This is a genomic window from Streptomyces sp. NPDC014995 (assembly GCF_043080745.1).
Taxonomy (GTDB): domain Bacteria; phylum Actinomycetota; class Actinomycetes; order Streptomycetales; family Streptomycetaceae; genus Streptomyces.
In genome coordinates, this window is sequence record NZ_JBIBVX010000005.1 from 166,362 (window position 1) to 190,779 (window position 24,418).

24 protein-coding genes and 1 pseudogene are annotated in these 24,418 nt (G+C 74.3%); 14 read left to right on the forward strand and 11 right to left on the reverse strand.

The genetic code is table 11. The features are described from left to right. Positions 1 to 25 precede the first annotated feature (25 nt). Together ACF1A1_RS12465 and ACF1A1_RS12470 are read right to left on the reverse strand one after the other, a co-directional pair. Entirely contained in the window at positions 26 to 1,132 is a 1,107-nt protein-coding gene (locus ACF1A1_RS12465) for an NAD(P)-dependent alcohol dehydrogenase (protein ID WP_391999264.1), read from the reverse strand. Positions 1,133 to 1,157: 25 nt separating this feature from the next. Then, the gene (locus tag ACF1A1_RS12470; protein ID WP_391999266.1) at positions 1,158 to 2,612 is read right to left on the reverse strand and encodes an aldehyde dehydrogenase family protein; all 1,455 of its coding nucleotides are present in this window, start codon (positions 2,610 to 2,612) and stop codon (positions 1,158 to 1,160) included. 104 nt (positions 2,613 to 2,716) lie between these two features. On the opposite strand from ACF1A1_RS12470, the gene ACF1A1_RS12475 reads away from it, so the two are divergent. Continuing rightward, positions 2,717 to 3,181: a MarR family winged helix-turn-helix transcriptional regulator gene (locus tag ACF1A1_RS12475; protein WP_391999267.1), complete on the forward strand. Its 465-nt coding sequence runs from the start codon at positions 2,717 to 2,719 to the stop codon at positions 3,179 to 3,181. Between the two features lie 260 nt (positions 3,182 to 3,441). Continuing rightward, positions 3,442 to 3,822: an anti-sigma factor antagonist gene (locus ACF1A1_RS12480; protein WP_391999269.1), complete on the forward strand. Its 381-nt coding sequence runs from the start codon at positions 3,442 to 3,444 to the stop codon at positions 3,820 to 3,822. Positions 3,823 to 3,988: 166 nt separating this feature from the next. Here the strand turns inward: ACF1A1_RS12480 and ACF1A1_RS12485 are convergent, their stop codons facing one another. After that, positions 3,989 to 4,942, reverse strand: coding sequence for a ribose-phosphate diphosphokinase (locus ACF1A1_RS12485; RefSeq protein WP_391999270.1), 954 nt, complete (start codon positions 4,940 to 4,942; stop codon positions 3,989 to 3,991). Positions 4,943 to 5,418: 476 nt separating this feature from the next. Between ACF1A1_RS12485 and ACF1A1_RS12490 the strand changes: the two genes are divergently transcribed. Beyond that, entirely contained in the window at positions 5,419 to 6,081 is a 663-nt protein-coding gene (locus ACF1A1_RS12490) for a DUF4230 domain-containing protein (protein WP_391999271.1), read from the forward strand. Positions 6,082 to 6,209: 128 nt separating this feature from the next. After that, positions 6,210 to 6,836: a VanZ family protein gene (locus ACF1A1_RS12495; protein WP_391999272.1), complete on the forward strand. Its 627-nt coding sequence runs from the start codon at positions 6,210 to 6,212 to the stop codon at positions 6,834 to 6,836. A gap of 25 nt (positions 6,837 to 6,861) precedes the next feature. Here ACF1A1_RS12495 and ACF1A1_RS12500 read toward each other — a convergent pair whose 3' ends face one another. The 3 genes and pseudogenes from ACF1A1_RS12500 to ACF1A1_RS12510 all read right to left on the reverse strand — a co-directional run bounded on the left by ACF1A1_RS12500 (position 6,862) and on the right by ACF1A1_RS12510 (position 9,017). After that, entirely contained in the window at positions 6,862 to 7,098 is a 237-nt protein-coding gene (locus tag ACF1A1_RS12500; RefSeq protein WP_391999273.1) for a hypothetical protein, read from the reverse strand. Positions 7,099 to 7,177: 79 nt separating this feature from the next. Then, positions 7,178 to 8,203 (reverse strand): annotated as a pseudogene (locus ACF1A1_RS12505) (DNA topoisomerase IB). A 4-nt stretch (positions 8,204 to 8,207) separates the two neighbouring features. Next, entirely contained in the window at positions 8,208 to 9,017 is an 810-nt protein-coding gene (locus tag ACF1A1_RS12510) for an SDR family oxidoreductase (RefSeq protein WP_391999274.1), read from the reverse strand. Between the two features lie 163 nt (positions 9,018 to 9,180). Here ACF1A1_RS12510 and ACF1A1_RS12515 point away from each other — a divergent pair, with 163 nt between their 5' ends. The 4 genes from ACF1A1_RS12515 to ACF1A1_RS12530 all read left to right on the forward strand — a co-directional run bounded on the left by ACF1A1_RS12515 (position 9,181) and on the right by ACF1A1_RS12530 (position 13,551). Further along, the gene (locus ACF1A1_RS12515; protein WP_391999276.1) at positions 9,181 to 10,221 is read left to right on the forward strand and encodes a PHP domain-containing protein; all 1,041 of its coding nucleotides are present in this window, start codon (positions 9,181 to 9,183) and stop codon (positions 10,219 to 10,221) included. Between the two features lie 82 nt (positions 10,222 to 10,303). After that, positions 10,304 to 10,960: an HAD family hydrolase gene (locus ACF1A1_RS12520; RefSeq protein ID WP_391999277.1), complete on the forward strand. Its 657-nt coding sequence runs from the start codon at positions 10,304 to 10,306 to the stop codon at positions 10,958 to 10,960. Continuing rightward, a complete protein-coding gene (locus tag ACF1A1_RS12525; RefSeq protein ID WP_391999278.1) occupies positions 10,957 to 12,171 on the forward strand; it encodes an aromatic acid exporter family protein in 1,215 nt (404 codons plus the stop codon). The genes ACF1A1_RS12520 and ACF1A1_RS12525 overlap by 4 nt, the downstream gene beginning before the upstream one ends. Positions 12,172 to 12,522: 351 nt before the next feature. After that, the gene (locus tag ACF1A1_RS12530) at positions 12,523 to 13,551 is read left to right on the forward strand and encodes an SDR family oxidoreductase (protein WP_391999280.1); all 1,029 of its coding nucleotides are present in this window, start codon (positions 12,523 to 12,525) and stop codon (positions 13,549 to 13,551) included. 628 nt (positions 13,552 to 14,179) lie between these two features. On the opposite strand, the gene ACF1A1_RS12535 is transcribed toward ACF1A1_RS12530, so the two are convergent. Both ACF1A1_RS12535 and ACF1A1_RS12540 read right to left on the reverse strand, forming a co-directional pair. Beyond that, a complete protein-coding gene (locus tag ACF1A1_RS12535) occupies positions 14,180 to 14,434 on the reverse strand; it encodes a hypothetical protein (RefSeq protein WP_391999281.1) in 255 nt (84 codons plus the stop codon). An 89-nt stretch (positions 14,435 to 14,523) separates the two neighbouring features. After that, positions 14,524 to 15,813 (reverse strand): ROK family protein, encoded by a 1,290-nt coding sequence (locus tag ACF1A1_RS12540; protein ID WP_391999283.1) that lies wholly within the window; start codon positions 15,811 to 15,813, stop codon positions 14,524 to 14,526. A gap of 97 nt (positions 15,814 to 15,910) precedes the next feature. Between ACF1A1_RS12540 and ACF1A1_RS12545 the strand changes: the two genes are divergently transcribed. From ACF1A1_RS12545 to ACF1A1_RS12565, 5 genes are all read left to right on the forward strand, one after another. Then, the gene (locus ACF1A1_RS12545) at positions 15,911 to 16,114 is read left to right on the forward strand and encodes a hypothetical protein (RefSeq protein ID WP_391999285.1); all 204 of its coding nucleotides are present in this window, start codon (positions 15,911 to 15,913) and stop codon (positions 16,112 to 16,114) included. 142 nt (positions 16,115 to 16,256) lie between these two features. Beyond that, positions 16,257 to 16,751 carry an FBP domain-containing protein gene (locus tag ACF1A1_RS12550; RefSeq protein WP_391999286.1) on the forward strand — a complete coding sequence of 165 codons (495 nt, stop codon included), beginning with the start codon at positions 16,257 to 16,259 and terminating at the stop codon, positions 16,749 to 16,751. Between the two features lie 74 nt (positions 16,752 to 16,825). Beyond that, entirely contained in the window at positions 16,826 to 18,079 is a 1,254-nt protein-coding gene (locus tag ACF1A1_RS12555) for an FUSC family protein (RefSeq protein WP_391999287.1), read from the forward strand. A 45-nt stretch (positions 18,080 to 18,124) separates the two neighbouring features. After that, the gene (locus ACF1A1_RS12560) at positions 18,125 to 19,180 is read left to right on the forward strand and encodes a hypothetical protein (protein WP_391999288.1); all 1,056 of its coding nucleotides are present in this window, start codon (positions 18,125 to 18,127) and stop codon (positions 19,178 to 19,180) included. A gap of 103 nt (positions 19,181 to 19,283) precedes the next feature. Then, positions 19,284 to 20,567 carry a lactonase family protein gene (locus tag ACF1A1_RS12565; RefSeq protein WP_391999290.1) on the forward strand — a complete coding sequence of 428 codons (1,284 nt, stop codon included), beginning with the start codon at positions 19,284 to 19,286 and terminating at the stop codon, positions 20,565 to 20,567. On the opposite strand, the gene ACF1A1_RS12570 is transcribed toward ACF1A1_RS12565, so the two are convergent. Together ACF1A1_RS12570 and ACF1A1_RS12575 are read right to left on the reverse strand one after the other, a co-directional pair. Further along, a complete protein-coding gene (locus ACF1A1_RS12570) occupies positions 20,535 to 21,260 on the reverse strand; it encodes a DUF2470 domain-containing protein (RefSeq protein WP_391999292.1) in 726 nt (241 codons plus the stop codon). The genes ACF1A1_RS12565 and ACF1A1_RS12570 overlap by 33 nt on opposite strands. A gap of 95 nt (positions 21,261 to 21,355) precedes the next feature. Further along, complete coding sequence (locus tag ACF1A1_RS12575) at positions 21,356 to 21,976, reverse strand: TetR/AcrR family transcriptional regulator (RefSeq protein WP_391999293.1); 621 nt, start codon at positions 21,974 to 21,976, stop codon at positions 21,356 to 21,358. 109 nt (positions 21,977 to 22,085) lie between these two features. Here ACF1A1_RS12575 and ACF1A1_RS12580 point away from each other — a divergent pair, with 109 nt between their 5' ends. After that, entirely contained in the window at positions 22,086 to 23,606 is a 1,521-nt protein-coding gene (locus tag ACF1A1_RS12580) for a cytochrome P450 (RefSeq protein WP_391999295.1), read from the forward strand. Here the strand turns inward: ACF1A1_RS12580 and ACF1A1_RS12585 are convergent. After that, a complete protein-coding gene (locus ACF1A1_RS12585) occupies positions 23,568 to 24,398 on the reverse strand; it encodes a pentapeptide repeat-containing protein (RefSeq protein ID WP_391999297.1) in 831 nt (276 codons plus the stop codon). The two genes, ACF1A1_RS12580 and ACF1A1_RS12585, sit on opposite strands and share 39 nt — an antisense overlap. Between the last annotated feature and the right edge of the window lie 20 nt (positions 24,399 to 24,418).

A 24,418-nucleotide genomic window follows, 5' to 3' on the forward strand; every position in this document is an offset into this window, starting at 1 on the left:
CTCTCGGCACTTCGGAACGTCCCTCTCAGAACACGAGCACGGGCTTGATCGTCTTGCCCGCGGTCATGTCCCGCACCGCCTGGTCGATGTCCTCGAACGCGTAGGTGCCGATCAGGCGGTGCAGCGGCAGCCGTCCTTCCTTGACCAGCCGGACGAGGGCCGGGATGAAGGTCTGCGTCTCGCTGTCGCCGAGGGTGAGGCCGACGACCCGCTTGCCGCCGAGCAGCCCGTTGACGTCCAGGGCGACTTCGGTGCCGAAGGGCGGGGCACCGACCACGACCAGGGTGCCTCGGGCGGCGAGCGCGTCGACGCCCTGGCGCAGGACCCCGACGTTGCCGGTCGTCTCGACGATGCCGTCGGCGCCCTGGCCTCCGGTGATCTCGGCGATCGCCTCGCCGAGGACGGCCGAGCCGGCGTCCACGGTGTGCGTGGCGCCCAGCTCCTTCGCCAGTTCGAGGCGTTCGGCGACCCGGTCGACGGCGACGATCGTGGTGGCCGGGGTGAGCGCGGCGGCCATGACCGCGGAGAGGCCGACGGCTCCGGCGCCCAGGACGACGACCGTGCTGCCGGTCGTCGGCTTGAGCACGTTCCAGACCGCGCCGACCCCGGTCTGCACCCCGCAGCCCAGCGGGGCGATCGAGGCGAGCGGCACCTCCGGGTCGACCCCGACCAGGCTGCGCTCGTCCACCAGCGCCCGCTCGGCGAAGGACGACTGGCCGAAGAAGCGGCCGCCGAGGGGTTCGCCGTCCCGGCTGATGGTGCTGGTGCCGTCGGCGCGGCGGCCCCCGAGGAGGTTCAGCTGCAGCCAGGTGGAGCAGTAGGCCGGGTGGCCGCCGTGGCAGTTGCGGCATTCGCCGCAGGAGGTGAAGGACAGCACGACGTGGTCGCCGGGGGCCACGCCGGTCACGGCCGAGCCGACCGCCTCCACGACCCCCGCGCCCTCGTGGCCGAGGACTCCGGGCAGCGGGAAGGGCAGTCCGCCGCCGGCCACACCGAGGTCGGTGTGGCACAGGCCGGTCGCCACCAGGCGGACCACCGCCTCGTGCGGGCCGGGGTCGTCCAGGACGACGTCGGAGAGGGTGAAGGGTGCTCCGGCGCTCTCGACGACGGCGGCGCGTGTGGTGAGGGACATCGCGGGGACTCCTGGGGTGCGGCGCTCAGTCGAGCGAGACGACGACGGACTTGACCTTGGTGTAGGAGGCGAGTGCCTCGGGGCCGTACTCGCGCCCGAAGCCCGACTCCTTGACGCCGCCGAAGGGCACGGCGGGGTCGAGCATCGCCCAGTCGTTGACCCAGACGATGCCGGCCTGGAGCCGGTCGGCGACCCGGTGGGCGCGGGCCAGGTTGCCGGTCTGGACGCCGGAGGCCAGGCCGTACGGCGTGGAGTTGGCCAGGGCGACCGCCTCGTCCTCGGTGTCGAAGGGCTGGACGGTGAGGACCGGGCCGAAGATCTCCTCCTGGATCACCCGGGAGTCGTTGGGCAGGTCGGCGATGACGGTGGGCTTGTAGTAGTAGCCGCCGTCGAGGTCCAGGCGCTCGCCTCCGCACAGGATGCGGCCGCCCTCCTTGCGGGCGATGTCGACGTACTCCTCGACCTTGCGCAGGTGCTTCTCCGCCGCCATCGGGCCGACGACGGTCTCCGGCCGGCGCGGATCGCCCACCGGCACGCCGGGGACGGCCTCGGCGAGGATGTTCAGCAGGGTGCCGTAGACCGGGCGGGAGACCAGCAGGCGGGGGCCGCCCATGCAGAACTGGCCGGTGTTGAAGACGAAGCCCTTGATGATCGCGCCGACGGCCTTCTCCAGGTCGGCGTCCTCGAAGACGAGGTGCGCGGCGTTGCCGCCGAGCTCCATGGTGACCTGCTTGAGGGACTCGCCGGCGACGCTCGCGGCGTGCCGGCCGACCGCGGTGGAGCCGGTGAAGGCGATCTTGTCGACGCCGGGGTGGCGCAGCAGGGCCTCGCCGGCGACCGGGCCGGTGCCGGTGACCACGTTGACGACGCCGTCGGGCACGCCGGCGCGCTGGAGCAGCCCGGCCATGTACAGGGCGCTCAGCGGGGTCTCGTCGGCGGGCTTGTGCACGACCGTGTTGCCGGCCGCGAGGGCGGGGGCGATCTTGGAGCCGGCCAGGATCAGCGGGAAGTTGAACGGGGTGATCGCGGCGACCACGCCGAGCGGGCCGCGCTTGGTGTAGGCGTGCGCGTTCATGGGGGTGTCGCGGATGGCGCCGTCGAGGGTGTACGCGAGGGAGGCGTAGTACTCGTAGTCGTTCGCCGCGTTCGTCACGTCGACCGCGTGGGCCAGGGTGATCGACTTGCCGACGTCGAGGCTCTCCAGCCGTGCGAGCTCGTCGGCATTCTCCCGGATCAGCTCGGCCACGCGGTACAGGATCCGGCCGCGCTCACGACCGCTGAGCCCGGACCACCGGCCGGCGTCGAAGGCCTCGCGGGCGGCCCGCACCGCCGCGTCCACGTCGGCGGCGCCGGCCTCCGCGACGGTGGTCACGACCGCGCCCCGGGACGGGTCGACCACCTCGGTGCGCGCTCCGTCGGCGGCCTCGCGCCACTGTCCCCCGACGAAGAGCCGGCCGGGGTCGATCTCGAAGGTGGTCATCACCACTCCTCAGCATCGTCGCCAAGATTTCAACAAACAGGATTCCTGTTGGTCCGCAGTCTCTGTACAGACAGGTTTCCTGTCAATGCTCTAGGCTCGGCCCCATGGCCGGCACCCAGACAACCGAGGCAGCGCCCGCACCCGGGCCCCACAAGGCGCCCCCGTCCCTCCTCTACATGGTGAAGCAGGTGGAACTCGTCGTGCGCTCCCATCTGGACGAGCTGGTCAAGCCGTCCGGGATCACGGCGTTGCAGTACACGGCGCTCACCGTGCTGGAGCGGCACGACGGGCTGTCGGCCGCCCAGCTGGCCCGGGACTCGTTCGTCACCGCCCAGTCCATCGCCGACCTGGTGCGCTCCCTGGAGAACCGCGGCCTGATCCGCCGCGAGCGCAATCCGCGTAACCGGCGCGAGCTGCTCATCCTGCTCACCGAGGAGGGCCGCGAGCTGCTCGCACGGCACGCGGGGCCCGTGCGGGAGCTGGAGGAGCGGATGGTGCGGGACCTCACGGGGCGCCAGGCCGACCAGTTCCGGCTGGCCCTCTCCAAGGCGTGGCAGGCGCTGTCGTAGCTCTTGCCCCCGGCACTGTCCGCACGCCGCCGCAGGCCCGTCCGCCCTCGCCGCAGGCCCTGCCCCGGGCCACCGTTCACGGCTTCGCTCACGATGCGAAAAAACTCGGTCGAGACACGGCCTCAATTCGAAGACATATGTCAACCGAACATGCTGGAATTCACTCCAACGGGGGTAACTTGCTGGGGCGGGGAACTGCTGTGCGCTCCCCCGCCGTTGGAGGCTCCCGACCGGTGGAGCGGGTTGGAGGCGATGTCGTCGTGCAGCAGGAACCCGCCGCGGACACCCCGCACCTGCGCGTCCGCCAGGAGCGCGGGTACACGGTGCTGGAGTTCCGCGGCGAGATCGACATCGTCGCCGCGACGGAGATCGCCCCGCGCCTCGACGACGCCACGGCGGGTTCCGCCCCGCGGGTCGTGATCGACCTGAGCCGGATCGACTTCTTCGACTGCTCCGGGCTGCGCCTGCTCTACCGCGCCCGCAGCCGGGTCCTGGAGCACGGCGGCCAGCTGCACCTCGTCTGCGCCCATCCGCTGACCCTGCGCGTCCTGCGGGCCACCGGGCTGTCCCGGCTGCTGCCGCCGGCCCCGACGCTGGACGCCGCCCTGGGGCTGCCCGAGGCCACGTCCGGCTCGTTATGACCGCGCTCCGGCGCGACGACCGCGTTCCGGTGCGCTTCCCGACGATCTCCGTGACCTGGCCGGCGCCGACCGTGCGCCCGCCCTCACGGATGGCGAACCCCAGTCCCCGCTCCTCCCGCACGGCGGCCGGGTGGGTGACGGCCCGCGCCGCTCCTCCCCTCCCCGCCTACTGGCCGCGGGGCGCGTCGAACAGGGCGCTGACGGACTCACCGTTGTGGATCCGGCGTACGGCTTCGGCGAGGGCGGGCGCGATGGACAGGATCCGCAGCTTGTCCGTGTGCTCCTCGGCGGGCACGGGCACCGTGTTGGTGCACACGATCTCCAGGACGTCGTCCTGCTCACTGAGCCGTTTGAGGGCGCCCGCCGCGAACAGGCCGTGCGTGCAGGCCACCCGGATCGATCTCGGGGCCAGCTCCCGGAGCCGGTCGAGGAGTTCCAGGACCGTGCTGCCCTTGGCGATCTCGTCGTCGAGGACGATGACGTCCCGGCCGGTGACCTCGCCGATCACGGAACTGATGCTGACCCGGTCGTCGGCGTACCGCTGCTTGGCGCCGGCCGCGACCTGGGCGTCGATCATCCGGGCGAACGCGGCGGCCTCCTTGGCGTTGCCGAGGTCCGGTGAGACGACGGTGGTGCGGGTGAGGTCGTAGCGGCGGAAGTGGGCGGCCAGCTCACGGCGGGCGTGCAGATGGTCGACGGGGACCGAGAAGAAGCCGTGCACCTGGGGCGAGTGCAGGGTCATGGCGAGGACCCGGTGCACGCCGGACGCCGCGATCAGGTCGGCGACCAGGCGTCCGCCCAGGGAGATGCGCGGGGCGTCCTTCTTGTCGGAGCGGGCGTAGGAGTAGTGGGGCATGACGACGGTGATCCGGCCCGCGGACGCCCCGCGGGCCGCGTCGCACATCAGCAGCAGCTCCACGAGGTGCTCCTGCACGGGACGCACCAGCGGCTGCACCAGGAAGACGTCACGTTCCCGGCAGTTGGCCTGGAGCTGGACCTCCAGGCAGTCGTTGGCGAACCTGCTGACCCGGGTGGGGCTCAGGGGGACGCCCAGATGGGCGCAGACCTCGGCGGCGAGGTCGGGGTGGGCACTGCCGCTGAACACGGAGATGTCTCGCACGATCGGCTCCTCGTATGACCTCGGTGCGGCGGGGCTCTCTCCTGCTGTGGCTCTCTCATGCTGGCCGATCCCTCCCGCCCCGTCACCCTCACCACCGCCGGAACCGGACGACCGCGCGCCGGTGGCCGGGCGGACGCCCGGGTTCGGCGGGCCGGCGGCGGGGCCGGGAACGGTGAGCCGGTCGGGGTAGGGGCGGGCGGCGGGGGCGGACGGCGTGGCACGTCGCCGCCGGGGCCGCGGAGCCGGACTGGCCGGGGGTGTCGACGCCGGCCCGCCGCCCGGAAACGCGCAGGCCAACGAGCCAGGGGCCGACGGCGTCCGCGGGCTCGCCCCGGAGCATGCCGTACCCCCGGCAGAGGCGCGTCGGCGGCCGGCGGTCCGCGCCGTACCAGGAGCGCACTGTCACAGATCCTCAACAGTGCGGTCTGACAAGGACGTTGGCGGGAATCCGGTCAGGAGGAAGGAGGACCGTCACCATGACGACTTCCGTCAAGCGCCTCCCCAGGCGCATGCCCGGCTGGGCCAAGGCGCTCACCGCCGTCGTGCTGGTACTCGTCGTCCTGTTCGCCGGGATCCGGTGGAGCCTGCTGCCGGGCCTGCGCGACGTCTTCGGCACCGAGACCCACGACCGTTCGGGCCCCGCCCTGCTCAAGTCGATCCAGGACATGAGCCGTTACGACGCGGCCTCCGGCAACTTCCAGGTCGTCGTGGACCTGGAGAAGGACGCCAAGTACCTCCCCGACGCGCTCCGCGGCACCCGCACCCTGTACGTGGGGGCGGGCACCGTCGACGCCTACGTCGACCTCGGCCAGATCGACGAGAAGGACGTGACGGTCAACGACGACCGCACGTCGGCCACCCTCAGGCTGCCCCACGCCCGGCTCGGCACCCCGGCCCTCGACCCCGAACGCTCCTACGCGGTCTCCAAGCAGCGGGGTCTCCTCGACCGCCTCGGCGACCTCTTCTCGGACAACCCCAACGGCGAGCAGGCCGTGCAGAAGCTCGCCGTCCGGCACATCGGCGACGCGGCGAAGGACAGCGAACTGACCGCGCGCGCCGAGTCCAACACCACCGACATGCTCCAGGGCCTGCTGCGCTCCCTCGGCTTCGAGGAGGTGCGCGTGACGTACGGCGCCTGACGCGACGACGATCAGGCCGGGGCCGTGCCGACGGCGACCGGGGCCGCGCGCGGCCGCGCCGTCGGCATCCTCCGGCCGTTCGCGGGTAACCGGCACATCTCGCAGGGAAGTTACGACTGGAGGACCGCATGGCCCGTGCAGCCCTACGTCCAGGCGCAGTCCTGCGCGCGCGGAACGCGTTCCGCCTGCGCACCCACAGGCCCGAGAGGCCGACGCCGGCCGAGCCCGCGGCCGGGGACGCCAAGGGCCGGGCGGCGAAGGGCGGGAGGGCGAGGGAACCGGGGCCCGCCGGGCGCCGGCCGCTGCCGTTCCCGCTGCGACTGCTGGCGATGCTGCTCGCCTTCGCGTTCATGGTGGGCTTCGCCGCCGTGCTCGCCCGCGTGACGCTGGAGCCGTCCCCCGCCTCCGAGGCGCTGATCCACACCAACCTGCGGCCGGGCCGCTCGCTGCGGGCCTACCTCGACCAGCCCGAACTGCGCGACGCGGTCCGGCAGATCGGCGGGAACGTGCTGCTGGGCGTGCCGTTCGGCGTCCTGGTGCCGGTGCTCGCGCCCCGCACGCGCGGACTGCTGCGCGTGCTGCTGCTGACGGCGTCCGTGATGCTGATGGTGGAGTTCGCCCAGGGCGCGCTGGTGACCGGGCGCGCCTTCGACATCGACGACGTCATCCTCAACACGGCGGGCGCGCTGATCGGATACCTGCTCGTGGGCCGCCGGATGAGCCGGGCGATCCACGCGCGCGGGCGACGCGCGTGACGACGGCGACCGACGGGGGCGTGCGCTAGCGCGGCCGCCAGGTGTACCGGTCACCGCCCACCCAGCGCACCACGTCCGGGTCGTCCAGGTCGTGGACGGTGATGCCGAAGGCGGCGGCAGCCTGGAGGACGTCGGTGACGGCCCTCGCCTCACCGACGACCTCGCCGTCGATTTCCACGATGCGGAACGGCGACGTGCCCGGCTGCACCCCGAGCACCGTGATCCGCGGATGGGAGATGTAAGGGCTCGCGATTTCGGTCATGTCATAGAGCGTAGAACGCAACCGGCGGGTAGGAATCTCCCGGTTTGTCACGGGCCTCCTCGGATTCCCCGCCGTCCCGTCAGCGCCTCTCGCCGTCGAGCGGATCCAGCACCGCCGCCTCGACCGCGCCCTGGGTGGCCGGGCGCCCGAAGTCCCCGTGGTCCCCCCAGTCGGCTGAGCGCGGGGGCGATGGTGCGCCCCTGCTCGAAGAGCTCGAAGACCCGCGGGTCGATGGAGGAGGCCCGGCACACCGCGGGCGTGTTGCCGAGGTAGCGGCTGACCTCGCGGACGGCCCGGGCCGCCTGCCGGCGGCGGGCGGCCGCGGTGGCGCGGGCCTCCTTCGTGGTGACCGCGAGGGCGACCGAGGCGAGCACGGTGGCGTGCCAGGTGCGGAAGCCCTTGGCGGTGAGGTCGGTGCCGGCCAGCCGTCGCAGCGCCTCGTTGAGGTCGCCCCCGCGCAGCTCGTGCCAGGCGCTCTGCTCCCGGTGGACCAGCAGCCGCTCACCGTCGCGCCGCCGCCGCAGCAGGGCCCGGACCACGGCGTGGGCCTGGTCGTCCACCAGCGCCCGGACGATCTCGGTGCCGCCCTTCGCCGGGAAGCGGAAGGCGAGTTCGCCACGACCGCAGGTGACGTGCTCGCGGCGCATCGTCGTCAGGCCGTACGTCTCGCTCGCCCTGGTGTGCGGTCGCTGCCGACGCGGAAGAGGCCGAGGTCCAGCAGGCGTACGGCGCACGCGGTGACGCGGGCCCGGCTCAGGCCGCGCCCGGCGAGGTCGGCGCGGACCCGGGCGCGCAGGTCGGGCAGGACGCGGGCGACCTGGCGGACGTGCTCGTGCTTGGCCTCCTCCTGCTGGGCGCGGAACCGCTCGTGGTACAGGTACTGGCGGCGGCCGGCGTCGTCGGTGCCGACGGCCTGGAGGTGGCCGTCGGGCCAGGGGCAGATCCACACGTCGCGCCAGGCGGGCGGGATGGTCAGGGCCCGGATCCGGGCGAGGTGCCCGGGGTCGGTGAGCGGCTCGCCGTGCCGGTCGCGGTAGCGGAACCCGCGGCCGCAGCGGACGCGGGTGAAGCCGGGTCGGTCACTGGAACTCGTCCGCAGTCTCATCGGCTCAGGGGCGGCGCCACTCGTCGCTGCCCAGGTGCGATCCGGCCTGCGGGCCCATCCGCAGCATGCCGCCGTCCACGCTCCAGGAGGCACCGGTGACGTACGAGGCGTCGGGACCGGCGAGGAACGCGATGACGGCGGCGACCTCCCGGGCGTCGCCGGGCCGGCCCAGCGGAACGCCGGGGCGGTCGACGGCGTGCACGTCGGTGTCCTCCTGCCCGGTCATGGGCGTGGCGATCTCGCCGGGGGCGACGGCGTTGACGGTGATGCCGTACTGGGCGAGCTCCAGCGCCATGACCTGGGTGAGCAGGCCGAGGCCGCCCTTGGCCGCGCAGTAGGGGGCGGCGCCGACGCGCGGCTGGTGCTCGTGGACGGAGGTGACGTTGACGATCCGGCCGCCGTCGCCCTGCCGGATCATGTGCCGGGCCGCCTTCTGCCCGCACAGGAACGGGCCGACCAGGTCGACGTCCAGCACCCGGCGCACATCCTCCAGTTCCAGGTCGAGGAACGGCGTCATGGTGCCCGTCCCCGCGTTGTTGACCAGCACGTCCAGGCGGCCGAGCCGGTCGCACAGCTCGTCGACGGTGCCCGCGGCGGTGGGCAGCCGGGTGAGGTCGAGCTGCGCGACGGCGGCCCGCCGACCGTGCGAGCGGACCTCCTCCGCGGTCTCCTCGGCGCCCCTGAGATCGCTGTGCCAGGTGATGCCGACGTCCATCCCGGCCTGGGCGAGGCGTACGGCGGTGGCGCGGCCGATCCCCGAGTCGGCGCCGGTGACCACGGCCACCTTGGGGCGGGGAGCGGTGGGGGCGGGCATCAGTGGCCTCCTCGTGGACGGCGAGGGTGGTGGGACGACGCAGTACCCGGGTGCGTACGGGACAAACCGCGTGACGAACCGTCGCCCCCGTCGTGCGGGCCGGGGGGAGCTGGGGAACTCTGGAGCCAGGAGTGGCGACGGAGCCGCGAACCAGGAGGTGGTGATGGATCCCGTCGAGGCCCTGGACCGGATCGCGTTCCTGCTGGAGCGGTCCCTGGCGCCCACGTACCGGGTGCGCGCGTTCCGCACCGCGGCCCGTGCGCTGGGGCGGCTGCCGGCGCGGGAGGTCGAGGAGCGGGCGGCCGCGGGGACGCTGGAGTCGCTCAGGGGCGTCGGCCCCAAGACGGCGCAGGTGGCGCGCGAGGCGCTGGCCGGGCGCGTTCCGGCCTATCTGGAGAAGCTGGAGGGCGAGGTCGGCCGGCCGCTCACCGAGGGCGGCGGCGCGCGGCTGCGGGCGCTGCTGCGCGGGGACTGCCATGTGCACTCCGACTGGTCGGACGGTGGCAGCCCGATCGAGGAGATGGGCCGGGCGGCGGCCGCGCTGGGCCACGAGTGGGCCGCGCTCACCGACCACTCCCCGCGCCTGACGGTGGCCCGCGGGCTGTCGCCGGACCGGCTGCGCCGGCAACTGGAGGTGGTCGAGGAGCTGAACGCGACCTGGGCGCCGTTCCGGCTGCTGACCGGCATCGAGTGCGACATCCTCGACGACGGCTCCCTCGACCAGGAGCCGGAGCTGCTGGAGCGGCTCGACGTGGTCGTGGTGTCCGTGCACTCCAAGCTGCGCATGGACGCCCGCGCCATGACCCGTCGCATGGTGAACGCCGTCCGCGATCCGCACGCCGACGTGCTCGGCCACTGCACCGGACGGCTGGTGACCGGGCGGGGCCGGCCGGAGTCGGAGTTCGACGCCGACGAGGTGTTCGCGGCGTGCGCCGAGTCGGGCACGGCCGTGGAGATCAACAGCCGGCCCGAGCGGCTCGACCCGCCCCGGCGGCTGCTGCGCCGGGCGGTCGAGGCGGGCGTGCTGTTCTCCGTCGACACCGACGCGCACGCGCCCGGCCAGCTGGACTGGCAGATCCTCGGCTGCGAACGGGCCGAGGAGTGCGGGGTGCCCGCGGAACGGGTGGTGACCACCTGGCCGGTGGCCGACCTGCTGGCCTGGACCCGGGAGGGCAGGGTGCCGGCAGGCGTGGCGGGCGCCTGACGTGGTACCCGGGGCGCCGCCCGCTCGGCCGCCGGTGAGAACGCCGCCCGCTCGGGCGCGCCCACGAGAGAAAGGACCCCGGATGGAACGCGCCGCCGTCTTCGACGTCGACGGCACCCTCGTCGACACCAACCATCTGCACGTCGTGACCTGGTGGGAGGCGCTGCGACAGGCCGGCCACCGGGTGCCGATGCACGCCGTGCACCGGGCGATCGGCCTCGGTTCCACCGACCTGATCGCCCATCTCCTGGGCGAGGACCGGGACCGGGACGAGGACGCGGGGCTGAGCGCCGCCCACAAGGCCCTGTACGGGCAGTACTTCGACCGGCTGCCCGCGCTGCGGGACGCCGGCCCGCTGGTGAAGCGGCTGCACGGCGACGGCTGGCGGGTCGTGCTCGCCACCTCGGCGAGCGGGGCGGAACTGTCGGCCCTGCGGCGCGCCCTCGACGCCGACGAGGCGATCACGGCGACGGCCAGCGCGGACGACGTCGAGGAGGGCAAGCCGGCACCGGAGCCCGTCGAGCACGCCCTGGAACTGGCCGGGGTGCCCGCCGAGCGGGCCGTGTTCGTCGGCGACACCGTCTGGGACATGCGGGCGGGCCGCCGGGCCGGGGTGCGCTGCGTGGGCGTGCTGTGCGGCGGCATCCCGCGCGCCGACCTGGAGGAGGCGGGCGCCCAGGCGATCTACGCCGACCCGGCCCACCTGCTGGCCTCTCTGGAGGACAGCCCCCTGGCATGAGCATCCGCGTCGGAAAGCCGGGGACGGAAGGAGCGGGGGCTCGCTGGGCGGAGGCCGTACGACGGGAGGCGGCTGCCGCCGGCCGGGCCGTGCGGGCGGCCCGCAGCACGCCCGGGCGCGAACGGGACCTGGTCGTGCAGTCGCTCAAGGCGGCGCTGGCCGCGGTGCTCGCCTGGTTCGTGGCGAGCGACTGGCTGGGCGACCCGATGGCCCTGATGGCGCCCTGGGTGGCGCTGGTCCTGGTGCAGGCGACGGTGTACGGCTCGCTGCGCCAGGCCGCCCAGCAGTGGACGGCGATCTGCGCGGGCACGCTGCTCGCCTCGGCGGCGCAGGCGCTGACCGGGGACACACTGGGCGCGCTCGCGCTGTCCGTGCCGCTGCTGATGCTGCTGGCGCACTGGCCCCGCTTCGGCGACCAGGGCATCTACGCGGCCACCACGGCGGTGTTCACGCTGGCCTCGGGCGCGGTGTCGGCGTCGGCCGTGGGGCACCGGGTGGGGCAGGCGGCGCTCGGCGCGGTGATCGGGGTGGCCGTGAACGCGCTCGTGCTGCCGCCGGTGCATCTGCGGGACGTGCGCGAGAACCTCGCGGCGCTGGCCCGGGAGGCGGGCGAGGCGCTGCATGAGGTCGCCGCCGGACTGCGGGACGGCGAGTGGGACGCGGCGACCGCCGCCGACTGGTCGCGCCGCGCCGACCGGCTCGAACGGCGGTGCGAGGGGCTGCGGTCGGCGCGGAGCTGGAGCCGGGAGAGTCTGCGGCTGACCGCGGGTCCGCTGCGCGCGCTGCACCGGGTGCCCCTCGACGTGCCGCCGGAGTCGGAGGACGCCCGCTGGGGCCGCGTGACGGACCATGTCACGGCGCTCACCCGCACCCTCGCGGTCGCGGCCGACGACGACCGCGCCCCGGCCCCGCCCCGGGCGGCGGCCCTGCGGGTCTACGCCCGGCTGCTGGAGCTGCTCGGCGACGCGTGCGAGGCGCAGGCCGAGGGGCTCCTGGGCGCGGGCGCCGACGGCGCCGAGGTGGAGGGGTTCGAGGCGGAGAGGGCCGAGGCGGAGATGGAGGAGCTGCGCGCCCGGTTGCAGGGCAGTCTGCGCGACCACGCCGGGCAGGGCGCGGCGCACACGGCCGTCCTCGGGACGCTGCTGCTCCAGGCGGAGAACCTGTGGGTGGAGGCGCTGCCCGGCGCGCGGCGGGAAGAGCGGGCGGAGTGACGCGGATCACCGCGGACCGGGGCCGGGAAGGGAACACCGCCCGGAGGTTCTCCGTTGAACGAACCGTGGGTGCGGATGGGACAGTGTCCCCGGGCCTCACCTTTTGCCCACAGGGACGATCGTCCGGCTGAAGCCCTGTGGAGCCTTTCGCCGAGAGGCGACCGCCATCCGCGCCCACCACCTGGCCGCCCCGACCGTGATTCCCCCGTCCGGTCGGGGCTTTCCCCTGTCTCCCCCGCACCGCGGCGCACGTGTCTTCGGGGTGTTGGCCTGCGACCGGCCCGCCGCGTGCGCCTCACGGCACCGGGGTACTCGGACCGCTCCAGCCGGACGCGGCGAGAGGAGTCGACGGTGAGCAACGGGTCGGGCAGGAAGGTCGTGGTCACGGGCGCCACCGGCAACGTCGGCACGAGTGTGGTGCGGCTCCTGGCGGAGGATCAGGAGGTCGGGTCGGTGGTGGGGCTGGCCCGGCGGATCCCGGACTGGGCGCCGCCGAAGACGCAGTGGTCGGCGGTCGACCTGGCGTCGGAAGAGACCGATCTGGACGGCGTGTTCGACGGCGCGGACGCGGTGGTGCATCTGGCCTGGGCGTTCCAGCCGACACACGATCCGGCGGTGACGTGGCGGACGAACGTGCTCGGGAGCATGCGGGTCTTCGAGGCGGTGGCCGCCGCCCGGGTGCCCGTGCTCGTGCACGCCTCGTCGGTGGGCGCGTACTCACCGGGGCCGAAGGACCACGCGGTGGACGAGTCCTGGCCGACGCACGGGTGGCCGGACGCCGCGTACTGCCGGGAGAAGGCCTATCTGGAACGGGCCCTGGACACCTTCGAGCGTGACCATCCGGACGTGCGGGTGGTGCGGATGCGGCCGGCGTTCCTGTTCAAGCGGGAGTCCGCGAGCGAGCAGCGCCGCATCTTCGGCGGGCGGTTCCTGCCGGGGCCGGTCGCCCGCCCGGACCTGCTGCCCTTCCTGCCGGACATACCGGGACTGCGGATGCAGGCGCTGCACACCGACGACGCGGCCGAGGCGTACCGGCTCGCCGTGCGCACCGACGTGCGCGGACCGTTCAACCTGGCCGCCGATCCGCCGGTCGACGCCCACCTGCTCGGCGAGATGTTCGACGCCCGCACGGTGCGCCTGCCCCGCACGGCGGCCCGCACGGCGATCGCCGCCGCGTGGAACCTGCACCTGCTGCCCGCCTCCCCGCACCTCTTCGACGCGGTCCTGCGCCTGCCGCTCATGGACTGCACGCGCGCGCGTGTCGAACTCGGCTGGCGCCCGGAGCGGTCGGCGACGGAGGTACTGGAGGAGTTGCTGCGCGGGATGCGGAGCGGCGAGGGCGCACCGACGGCCCCGTTGCGCGGACGCAAGGTGGGCTGAGGACCGACCAGCGCGGGGACAGGATCCCGCGGCCCTCGTCGGCCACGTTCTCCGACACGGTCACCCGCGTCCCTCGCGCATCCTCGCGCCCCGTAGGAGCCCGGCCGTCGGGACCCGCGCGGCGCCCGCGACCGGACGCGGAGATCGGCCAGGCCGTCATGGTCGGCCGTCACGGTCCGGCGCGGCTCCCCCGGCCTCTCCGGCCTCCCTCCTCCCCGGCCTCGCTCGCCTCCCTGGCCTCGCCCGGCCGGTCTCCCGCCGGTCGCCGGATCGCCGGATCACCGGATCGCCGCACGGTGGCGCGAGTGATTGCGTGACCGGTTGCCCGGCCGCGAGGACAGCGGCATCCGGGCGCAAGTGGAACGGTGCGGCGGCCTCGTACGAGCCGCCGTCGCGCCGGGCGCCCTCCACGCGCACGCGCCGCGCGCGGGCAGGACGATGTGTCGGCCGGCCAGGGCCGGTGGGCACGAGGTGTATACGAGGCACGCTTCGAAGCCGTGGGACCGGACGTCGATGAGATCTGCCGGCCGCCACCACGACGACCACCGCCCGGTCGGCCATGCGGCACATGGCCGCAAGGGACCGGGCGGTAGTTCGCCGGAGAAACGGGGGATGGAGGGAATCCGGCTCAGTCGGCCGGTTCGTCGGGGACGGGGTGCTCGGGGTTCACGGTGGCCGCCTGCGGGGCGCCCTGCCGGCCCGTGCCCGCCTCATCCGTGTCGGGGACGTCGGTGGAGGGTTCCTCGTCGGTCGCCTCGTCCTCGTCGGCCCGGGCGGGGGCGACCTCCCAGGGGTCCTCACCGGCGTCGGCCTGCTGGTCGGGCAGGTCGCGCGGGACCGGCGTGCCGTTCTCGCCGGGTCCTTCGAGACGATGGTCGGCCACGGAACGTCCTCCCTTCGGGTTCGTGCGGCGCCGCACGCGGTCTCGCGGCACGGCCTCACGCGAGTACCTCCGCCCCCACCGGCGAAACGTCAGTGCGGAGTACGTTCCTCCAGCGCCGTGCGCCAGGCGGGCGGGGGGCCGCTGGGCAGGGGCTCGGGGCGTCGGCCGCCCCGGGCGAAGAAGTCGGCCAGCGGCAGGATCGCGGCGCCCACGGTGACCGCGTCGGGGCCGAGCCGGCCCAGTTCGACGGTGACCTTCTGGGCGGGGTGGCGCAGCGCGTACGCGGTGGCGTGACGGCGTACCGCGGGCAGGAAGCGGGTGCCGAGCTGCAGGCCGGCCCAGCCGCCGATGAGGATGCGCTCGGGCTGGAAGAGGTTGATCAGGTCGGAGAGCCCCGCGCCCAGGTACTCGGCGGTCTCCTCCAGGACGGCGAGGGCGACCGGGTCGGCCGGGTCGCCGTCGGCCGGGTAGGCGGCGGCGAGCATCGCGGTCAGCGCGGTCTCCTCGTCGGTGCCCTCGGGCGGCCGGCCGCCCTCCTCGCGCCAGCGGTCGAGGAGCGCCTCGGCGCCCGCGTACGCCTCCAGGCAGCCGAGCGCCCCGCAGCGGCAGCGGCGCCCGCGCACCCGGACGGTCAGGTGCCCCCACTCCACGGCCCGGCCGCGCTCGACGTCGGGGGTGACGAGGCAGGCGCCGACGCCCGAGCCGAAGAGCACGACACAGGCGTTGTCGGCGCCGCGTCCGCCGCCGAACCACATCTCGGCCTGACCGAGGGTCTTGGCGCCGTTGTCGATGAAGAACGGCACGGTGTCGGGGAAGGGGGAGCCCTGGCGCAGCAGTTCCTCCAGGGGGACGGCGTCCCAGCCGATCGTCTGGCCGTGCACGACGGCGCCCCGCCCGGAAGTGTGCTCCACGATGCCCGGGACGCCGATGCCGACGCCGAGCAGCCGCTCGGGGGCGAGGTCCGCGGCGGCGAGGACCTCGGCGACGCCGTCGCGGATGTGGCCGACGATGCCGCCGACCTCGTACCGCCGCTGCTCCAGCGGGCGCTCCGCGCGGGCGAGTTCGGTGAGGGTGAGGTCGAACAGCTCGACCCGCACGCGGGTCTCGCCGACATCCACGCCGATCATGTGGCCGCTGGCAGGGGCGACCCGCAGCAGGGTGCGGGGCCGGCCGCCGTCGGAGTCGACGCTGCCCGCCTCCTCCAGCAGCCCGTCGGCGACCAGGTCGGCGACGACATTGCTGACGGAACCGGAGCTCAGACCGGTGACCGGGCCGAGTTCGAAGCGGCTCAGGGGTCCGTCGAAGTAGAGCCGTTGCAGTACGGCCGTGCGGTTGGCCCGCCTGAGATCGCGTACCGTACGCCCGTTCCGCCCCGCCATGTGGCTCCCTTCGCACCCTGCCCGACCTGCAACATACCGCTGCGGGCGGACTCGGCGCGACATTCCCCCACCCCTTATTTCATGGTGTGAGCTTAGGGTGGCTCAGGGTTGGGCCGTCCGCGGGGAACCCGAGCCCCGGCCACCGTCGCCCCCCGTACGGGTCAGCCCCGTCGAGGCCCGTGTCCTCGCGCCGCCCGCCGGGGGCGCCACGACGGCCCGCGCCACCCGCGCCACCCCCGCCGCCGTCCGGGGTGAGGTCACGCTGGCGCGCAAGCCGGTCTCGGGAGGCCTCGCGCGGTGATCCGGCGTACGGGAAATCCGCTCGCTCCTCCTCACCGCGCTTGAGTACTGTAGGCAGAAACCTAGTTCCCCTAGGTTCAGTCGCCATCCCATGGCGCACAGGACGCGTTCCACAACGCACAGAACACCCCAGGAGGCCCCCCATGCGGTCGCTCACCGAGAAGGACATTCGCGGCTCGTTCGTGAACTGCTCGAAGGGCGAGGCCAAGCGTCTGTCCGTGCCGCGCGATCTCGACGAACGCCCCTGGGACGACCTGGACTTCCTGGGCTGGCGAGATCCGGGCGCACCCGACCGCAGCTATCTGGTCACCGAACGGGACGGACGGCTCGTCGGCGTCACCCTCCGCTTCCCGTCCTCGCAACGCGGCTTCCTGCACCGCAGCATGTGCTCGCTGTGTCTGACCACGCATCCCGGCGGCGGTGTCTCGCTGATGACGGCCCGCAAGGCGGGCGCGGCGGGCCGCGAGGGGAACTCGGTGGGCCTGTACATGTGCACGGACCTGGCCTGTTCGCTGTACGTCCGGGGAAGGAAGACCCCGGAGGCGGGAGGCCGCTTCGAGGAGAGCCTCACACTGGAGGAGCAGATCGCCCGGACCACGGGCAACCTGTCCGCCTTCCTGGACAAGCTGTACGCCTGACCCCGGCCCGGCGAGACTCCCCAGGTGACGGAAGAGACGTTCGATGTACCTGAGGAACGGGAACTGGCCAGGCGATGACAGAAGTACGTGAGCGTGCCGCACCGCTCGTGCGGTTCGTGCGACGGCACCGGGAACCCGTGGTGGTCCAGGCCCTGCGGTCGTCCGCGGCGGCGACGATCGCCTACGTCGTCGCGCTCCGGCTGAGCCCCGAGGCCGCGCCGCTGACCGCGCCGCTGACCGCGCTGCTGGTCGTCCAGGTCACCCTGTACGCGACGCTGACCAACGGCGTGCGCCGGGTCAACTCGGTGGTGGCCGGGGTGCTGGTCGCCATCGCGTTCAGCCTGCTGGTGGGGCTGACCTGGTGGAGTCTCGCGCTGCTGATCGTGGCGTCGCTGGCGGTCGGGCACCTGGTGCGGGTCGACGAGTACGTCCCCGAGGTGGCGATCAGCGCCATGCTGGTGCTCGGGGTCACCACCGTCGGCGACACGGCGTGGGCGCGGATCCTGGAGACGCTGATCGGGGCGGTGGTGGGGCTCGGCATCAACCTCCTGCTGCCCCCTCCGGTGTGGGTGGAGGAGGCCGGCGAGTCCATCGACGGACTGGCGCGCCGGCTCCGGCAGCTGATGCTGCGCATCGGGGAGCAGGCCGCGGGCCGCACGGCGGTCGAGCAGGCGACCGCCCGGCTGTACGAGGCGCGCCGCCTCGACCACGACATCGTCGAGGTGGACGCGGCCCTGCGGCAGGCCGAGGACAGTCTGCGGCTCAACCCCCGCGTGCGGGAGGGTCTGCTGCACCGGGTCGTGCTGCGCACCGGCCTGGACACGCTGGAGATCTGCACGGTCGTCCTGCGGGTGCTGGCCCGCACCCTCACCGACCTCGCCAAGGAGCGCGAGCGGGAGCCGCTGTTCGCGCCCGAGACCGGCGAGGTGGTGGAGCGGCTGCTGTCGGAGATCGCCGACGCCGTGGTGAGCTTCGCGGTGCTGGTCACCACGCACGTCAGCCTCAACGCGGACGCCGCGGAGGCCCGGCTCACCGCGGAGCTGCGACAGGCCGCCGCCACCCGCGACAAGCTGGCCCAGCTGCTGCTCGATCAGCTCCAGCACGACGCCCGGCAGTGGCAGCTGCACGGTGCCGTGCTGACCGAGGTCAACCGCATCCTCGACGAGCTCGACACCGAGCACCGCTCCCGCCGCCTCCTGGAGGAACTGGACCGTGTGTCACAGGAACAGCGCGCCCGGCTGCCGCGCCTGACCAGGCTGCGCGAGCGCATGGGCGTGCAGGAGAGGCTGTGGCGGAACCGTACGGGGATCGGCGGGCGTTCTCTCTGAGGGTGCGCCGGGCGGGGCCGGCGCGGGACGCGAGGGAGCGGGCCGATGGCCGACACCGCCGTACGGATCGACGGGGACACGCTGAGGCTGCCGGGGGGTGTGGCCGTGCGGTTCATGCGGACCCTGCGGCTGCCGGAGAGCGGGACGCACGAACTGCCGCCCGGTCTCGGTGTGTTCCCCGTCCGGCGGGTCTCCGACCATCCGGACACCGCGCCCGCCGAGTGGCTGGCGCGCGGGGGCGTGATGCTGCCCCTGTACCTGCGCGAGGCCATGTGGCTCAGCTTCGCCGGCACCACGGAGCCCGCCGCGCTCCAGGTCGGCGTGGGCAAGGTGTGCGCGGTCTCCGGCCGGCCCTGGAGCGACCGGCTCTCCCGGGACCCGCAGAACTACGTCGCGCTGCCGCGTCAGCCCTGGCTGGACGGCATCAACTCCGGCAGGGGGACGGTCCGCCAGTTCGTGGCGGTGCCGCTGGGGCTGGGGGCGACCGTGGAGGGCCAGGTGACCGGCGAGGAGGTGTGGGGCGGCGTCCAGCTCCAGTCGTTCCCGCTGAACCCGGCGAAGCTCGCCGGGCTGCGCGAGGCGGAGCGCCGGCGGGCGGAGCGGACGCGGATGCGGGCCGCGATGCCCCCGCCGTCCGGCGGGTACGGCGCCGCGCCCGCCCCCGGCGCACCCCCGATGCCCGCGGCCGCCGCCGCTCCCGGCGCCGCGCCCCGGGCCGCCGCGGCGATGGGTCTGGGCGTCGGCGGTTCGATGCGGCAGGAGGTGTACCGGGACGACCGCCCGCTGGAGGACTGGGCGGCCGAGCCCGCCGGCCGGGTCTTCGTGCACCTGGTGACGCCCCCGGACTGGCGTCGGATCACCGGCGAGGCTCCCCCGCCGTCCCCGGTCGACCGCGCCGCCTACACGCGGGCCGGACTGCCCTGGTACGAGTACGACGACCAGGACGCCCACGACCTCGCCCCCGCCGGCCCGCTGGGTGCCGTCAAGCCGGTCGGCGACTGGCTCGGCGACGACCTCGACCCCTGGCAGGCGCCCGGATCCCGGCAGGTGCACCCTCTGAAGGACGCGCAGGGGAAGCCGGTGCGGGACGGCGACTGGTGACGGCGGCGGGCGCGGGCGGCCGGTGAGCGGGGTTTTGCGTCCGGCGGTCCCCGCACGCCAGGGTGGTGGTCGCGACGGTGACCGACGACCAGAGGTGCGGGACATGGGCAGTGGGACGGAAGCGGCGCGCGGGGGGTCCGCCCGCTCGGGCGGAGCCGAGAGCGGGGGCGGCTGGAGCAGGCGGAGTTTCGTCGGGGCGCTCGGAGCACTCGGCGCGGCGACCGCGGCCCCGGCGCTGACCGGCTGCGGTGCGACGCGGACGCCGCGGACGCAGCCGGAGACGCCGGGCGCCGCACCGGAGGGGCCGTCCACCGCCGCGCCCCAGGCCTCACCGTCCCGGAGCGCCGGGAAGCCCTCCGGCCCCCGCCCGCTCTACATCGGCACGTACACCTCCGCCGAGGGCGGCGGCAAGGGCATCGGCCTCGCCACGTACGACCCCGCGTCGGGCCGGATCACCGGCCGGGGCACGGTCACGGGCGTCCAGGATCCGTCGTACCTCGCGGTGCACCCGAACGGCCGGACGCTGTACGCGGTCAACGAGCGCGAGCGCGGTGCCGTCACCGCCGTACGGCTGTCGGACCGCCAGGTGCTGGGGAGCAGGGCGACGGGCGGGGCCCATCCCTGCCAGCTGTCCGTGCACCCGGGCGGACGCTGGCTGCTGAGCGCCGACTACGGCTCGGGCAGCGTCGCCGTGCACCCGATCGACGCCTCGGGCGCGCTCGGCGAGCGCACCGACCGGGTCGTCCACAGCCGTCCGGCGCCCGGTCCCGGCCAGGACGGGCCGCACGCGCACCAGTTCGTCACCGCGCCGGACGGCGGTCACGTCCTCGCCGTCGACCTCGGCACCGACACGGTCTACACCTACCGCCTGGACGAGCGGTCCGGCACGCTGACCGAGGTCGCGCAGGCGCACACCCGGCCGGGCGCCGGCCCGCGCCACCTCACGTTCCACCCGGGGGGCCGGTACGCCTACCTGGCCAACGAGGCGGACGACACGGTCGCGGTGTGCGCCTACGCACCGTCCACCGGCCGCCTCACGATCGGGGAGCCGCAGTCCACGGGTGCGAAGGCGGACCCCAACCATCCGGCGCAGTTCGCGGTCACGCCGGACGGCGCGTACGCCTACCTCGCCAACCGCGGGGACAACACGCTCGCGCGGTACGCGGTGCAGGCGGACGGGGCCCGGCTGCGGCTGCTCGGCACGGTGCCGGTGGCCGGGGACTTCCCCCGGCAGATCGCCCTCTCGCCGGACGGTGGCCTGCTGTTCGCGGCCAACCAGCGCTCCGGCACGGTCAGCGTGTTCCACGTGGACGGCGCCACCGGTGCGCTGCGGCTCGCGGGAGAGCCGTACGCGTCACCCGTCGCCGTCTGCGCGCTGCCGCTGTAGGGCGCGCGGGCAGGAGGCCGTGGCGGCCTGGGTGAGCAGCACGTGCATGCGCTCGGTGAGCTGCCCGACGTCGTCGGCGGGCGCGTGGAAGGGCAGGCGTACGTCGCCGTGGGCGCGGGCGCGCTCGATGCGCAGCGTCAGTCCGTGCCGGTCCACGGCGAGCGGCCGGACGCGGACGGCGCCGTGCAGGCTGTCGCTCCGCACGAGCCGGGTGAGGCGCTCCACGGCGTCGGGGTGGGCGTCCGCGAGGTGGGTGAGGAGCTGAGCCTCGGCGGTGGCGAGCGGGTCGGGTGCGGCGGCGGCGAACTCGTCGAGGTCGACGACGACCGCGCCGGAGGGCTGTTTCAGCACGACGCGGGTGGCGTGGATGGCGAGACGGCCGTCCCCGGGGACGAACCAGCCGGCGAGCCAGAGCCGGGCGCGGATACGGCCCCGGACGGGGACGGGTGCGACGTCGGCGAACTCCAGCACGGCGGACGGCTCGCCGCGGGGCGCGCAGATCGCCGCCGTGAGCAGGGCGCTGTCCTCCGGCACGCGCAGGTGGACCCGCCCGTCCTCGTCGACGGTGTGCGCGCCGACGAACTCCTCGCGGCCGCCGTCCGCTGTCACCGCGCAGGACCACGAGGCGGCGAGCACCGACCGGGCCCGCTCGGCCGCGGAAGGCGCGGCCGTCCAGCTGTGGCTGTCACCCATCCTGAACCTCCTTAGGTAAGCCTTGCCTAACCTACCGAAGATCCGGGCCTGCGCCAACCATGGCGCCCACGGCCGTCGCGGATGTCCGCCGAGGATCAGCCGGGAGGCGCGACCACTCCCCACAGTGCCCGCGCGCACAGCTCCCGCACCTGCTCCCGCGACAGCGACGCATCCGACCCCCGCAGCCACTCCAGGCACACCGCCGTGGTGAACGCCAGCCAGCCGCGCACCGCCAGCCGTACGTCGGGACGGTCCCGCAAGAGCGCGCCGAACTCGGGGTCGGCGGCGAGCGCCGCGAGGATCTGCTGTTCCTGGGCGGCGAGGGCGCGCTGGTAGACGCGGCGCACGGCCCGGTCGCCGGCCGCGTCCGCGCGGTGGAAGGCGCGGTAGCCGTGCGCGTGGGTGCGGACGTACTCCAGGTAGGCGTCCAGGCCGGCGGTGAGTTGTTCGCGGACCGGGACGCCGGGCACCGCCGCCGTCATGCGCAGCATCCGCTCGCTCTCCCGCTCGACGACCGCCGCGAAGAAGTCCCGCTTGGTCGGGAAGTAGTGGTAGAGCAGGCCCCGGGAGACCCCGGCGATCTCGGCGACCCGCTCGATCCGCACCTCGTCGTAGGGGTTCTCCGAGAACAGACGCGCGCCGACCGACAGGAGCTGTTCCCTGCGCTCCCCGGTGCTGAGGCGGCGCCGTACGCGCTCCCCCTGGTGGGCGGCCATGCGCGCACTCTACTTGACGCCGGTTCAACAACGGGACGAGACTGATCCCGCGCTATTGAACCCACGTACAACAGCATCGACGTGCCGTCGACTCGAGGGAGATCGCGTCATGGCCGTGACGACGACCGGGGACGGAGCGGGCGGAGTACCGAAGGGGTTCCGCGGCGCCGAGCTGGGGTGGCCCGAGCTGCACCGCATCCCGCACCCGCCCCACCGGCTCCCCCTGCTCGGGGACGTGCTGGGCACGAGTCCGCGTACGCCACTCCAGGACTCCCTGCGCCACGGCCGACGGCTGGGGCCCGTCTTCCGGCGCCGCGTGTTCGGCAGGGAGTTCGTGTTCGTGGGAGGCGGGCGGTTCGCCGCCGACCTGGCGGACGAGACGCGGTTCGCCAAGCACGTGGGGCTGGGCGTCGCCAATCTGCGGCCGGTCGTCGGGGACGCCCTGTTCACGGCGTACAACCACGAGCCCAACTGGCAGTTGGCACACGACGTGCTGGCCCCGGGGTTCAGCCGGGAGGCGATGCACGCCTACCACCCGATGATGCTGGACGTCGCCGAGCGGCTCACCGGCCGGTGGGACCGCGCGGCGGCCGCGGGACGGACCGTGGACGTCCCCGGGGACATGACCAGGCTGACCCTGGAGACCATCGCGCGCACCGGCTTCGGCCACGACTTCGGCTCCTTCGAACGCTCCCGGCCGCATCCCTTCGTGACCGCGATGGTGGGCACCCTCGGCTACGCGCAGCGGCTGAACACCGTGCCGTCACCGCGGCTGCTGTGGCGTGCCTCGCGCCGCAACGAGGCGGACATCGCCCACCTCAACCGCACGGTCGACGACCTGATTCGGGCGCGCCGTACGGACGGCGGCGGCGAGGGCGACCTGCTCGACCGGATGCTCGACACCGCCCACCCCGCCACGGGCGAGCGGCTGTCGGCGCAGAACGTGCGCCGACAGGTCATCACCTTCCTCGTCGCCGGCCACGAGACCACCTCGGGCGCGCTCTCCTTCGCCCTGCACCACCTCTCCCGGCACCCGGACGTCGCCGCCCGCGCCCGCGCCGAGGTGGACCGGGTGTGGGGGGACACCCCGGCGCCCGGATACGACCAGGTCGCCAAGTTGCGTTACGTGCGCCAGGTCCTGGACGAGTCGCTGCGGCTGTGGCCGACGGCGCCGGCGTTCGCCCGGGAGGCCCGCGAGGACACCGTGCTGGCCGGGGAGCATCCGATGCGGCGCGGCGCGTGGGCGCTGGTGCTGACGCCGATGCTGCACCGCGATCCCGAGGTGTGGGGCGCCGACGCCGACCGGTTCGACCCGGACCGCTTCGCCACGGGAGCGGTCCGCGCGCGGGCCCCGCACACCTTCAAGCCGTTCGGCACGGGAGCGCGGGCCTGCATCGGGCGGCAGTTCGCGCTGCACGAGGCCGCGCTCGTGCTGGGGCTGCTGCTGCGCCGCTACGAGCTGCGTCCCGACCCGGGCTACCGGCTGCGGGTGACCGAGCGGCTGACGCTGATGCCGGAGGGGCTGCGGCTGCGCCTTGAACGTCGTACGCCCCCTCGGGCGCCGGGCGGGCCGGTCGTGGACGAGGGCGGGTCAGAGCCCCGCCGTCCAGTGCGCGGGTCGGGTGACTGACCCCGGCAGCCCGGTGCCGGCGCTCCCCCGCGCCGCGTCGAGCTGCGGCTGGGTCAGGAAGAACGCGCCGGTCAGGTCGGCGTCCGTGAGGTCGGTGTCGCGCAGGTCGGCCCCTATCAGGTCAGCACCGCGCAGATCGGCTCCGGTGAGGTCGGCGGCTATCAGGTAGGCGCCGCGGAGGTTCGCCCCGCGCAGGTCGGCGCCCTGGAGACGGGCGCCCATCAGGTCGGCGTTGCGACGTTCCTTCCGGCGCCCCGGGATGCCCGCGCGTGCCAGTTCGCTGGCCTTCAGGAGCAGGACGTTGACGTCCTGGCGGTGTGCGGGCACGTCCAGGGCGGCGAGTTCCTCGGGGGTCTGCCGGGTGAGCCGTTCGGTCTTCTCCAGTGCCCGCCGCACCGCCGGGTGGACGGGGCCGGCGGCGGGCAGGGCGAGCGCCTCGGTGAGGTACCACAGCAGCTCGTGGAGCTGGCGGACCACCGGGAACACCTCGACCACACGGCGGGCGCGCGCCCGGTCGCCGGTGCGCCAGTCCCGGCCGCCGAAGGTGACCTGCGAGACCTTCTGCCCGGCGCCGAAGCAGTCGTACACCGTGCAGCCGGTGAAGCCCTCCTGCCGCAGCCGGGCGTGGATGCCGCAGCGGTGGTCCTCGCCCAGGTTGGGGCACGGCCTGCCCGCGTCCTTGTCGATCGCGAAGTCCGCCGAGCGGGCGAACGGCAGGGCCACACAGCACAGCCCGAAGCAGTTGCCGCAGTCACCGCGCAGGTCGCTCGGCTGCACCTTCTGTTCTCGCATTCCGTCCACCCTACTGACCC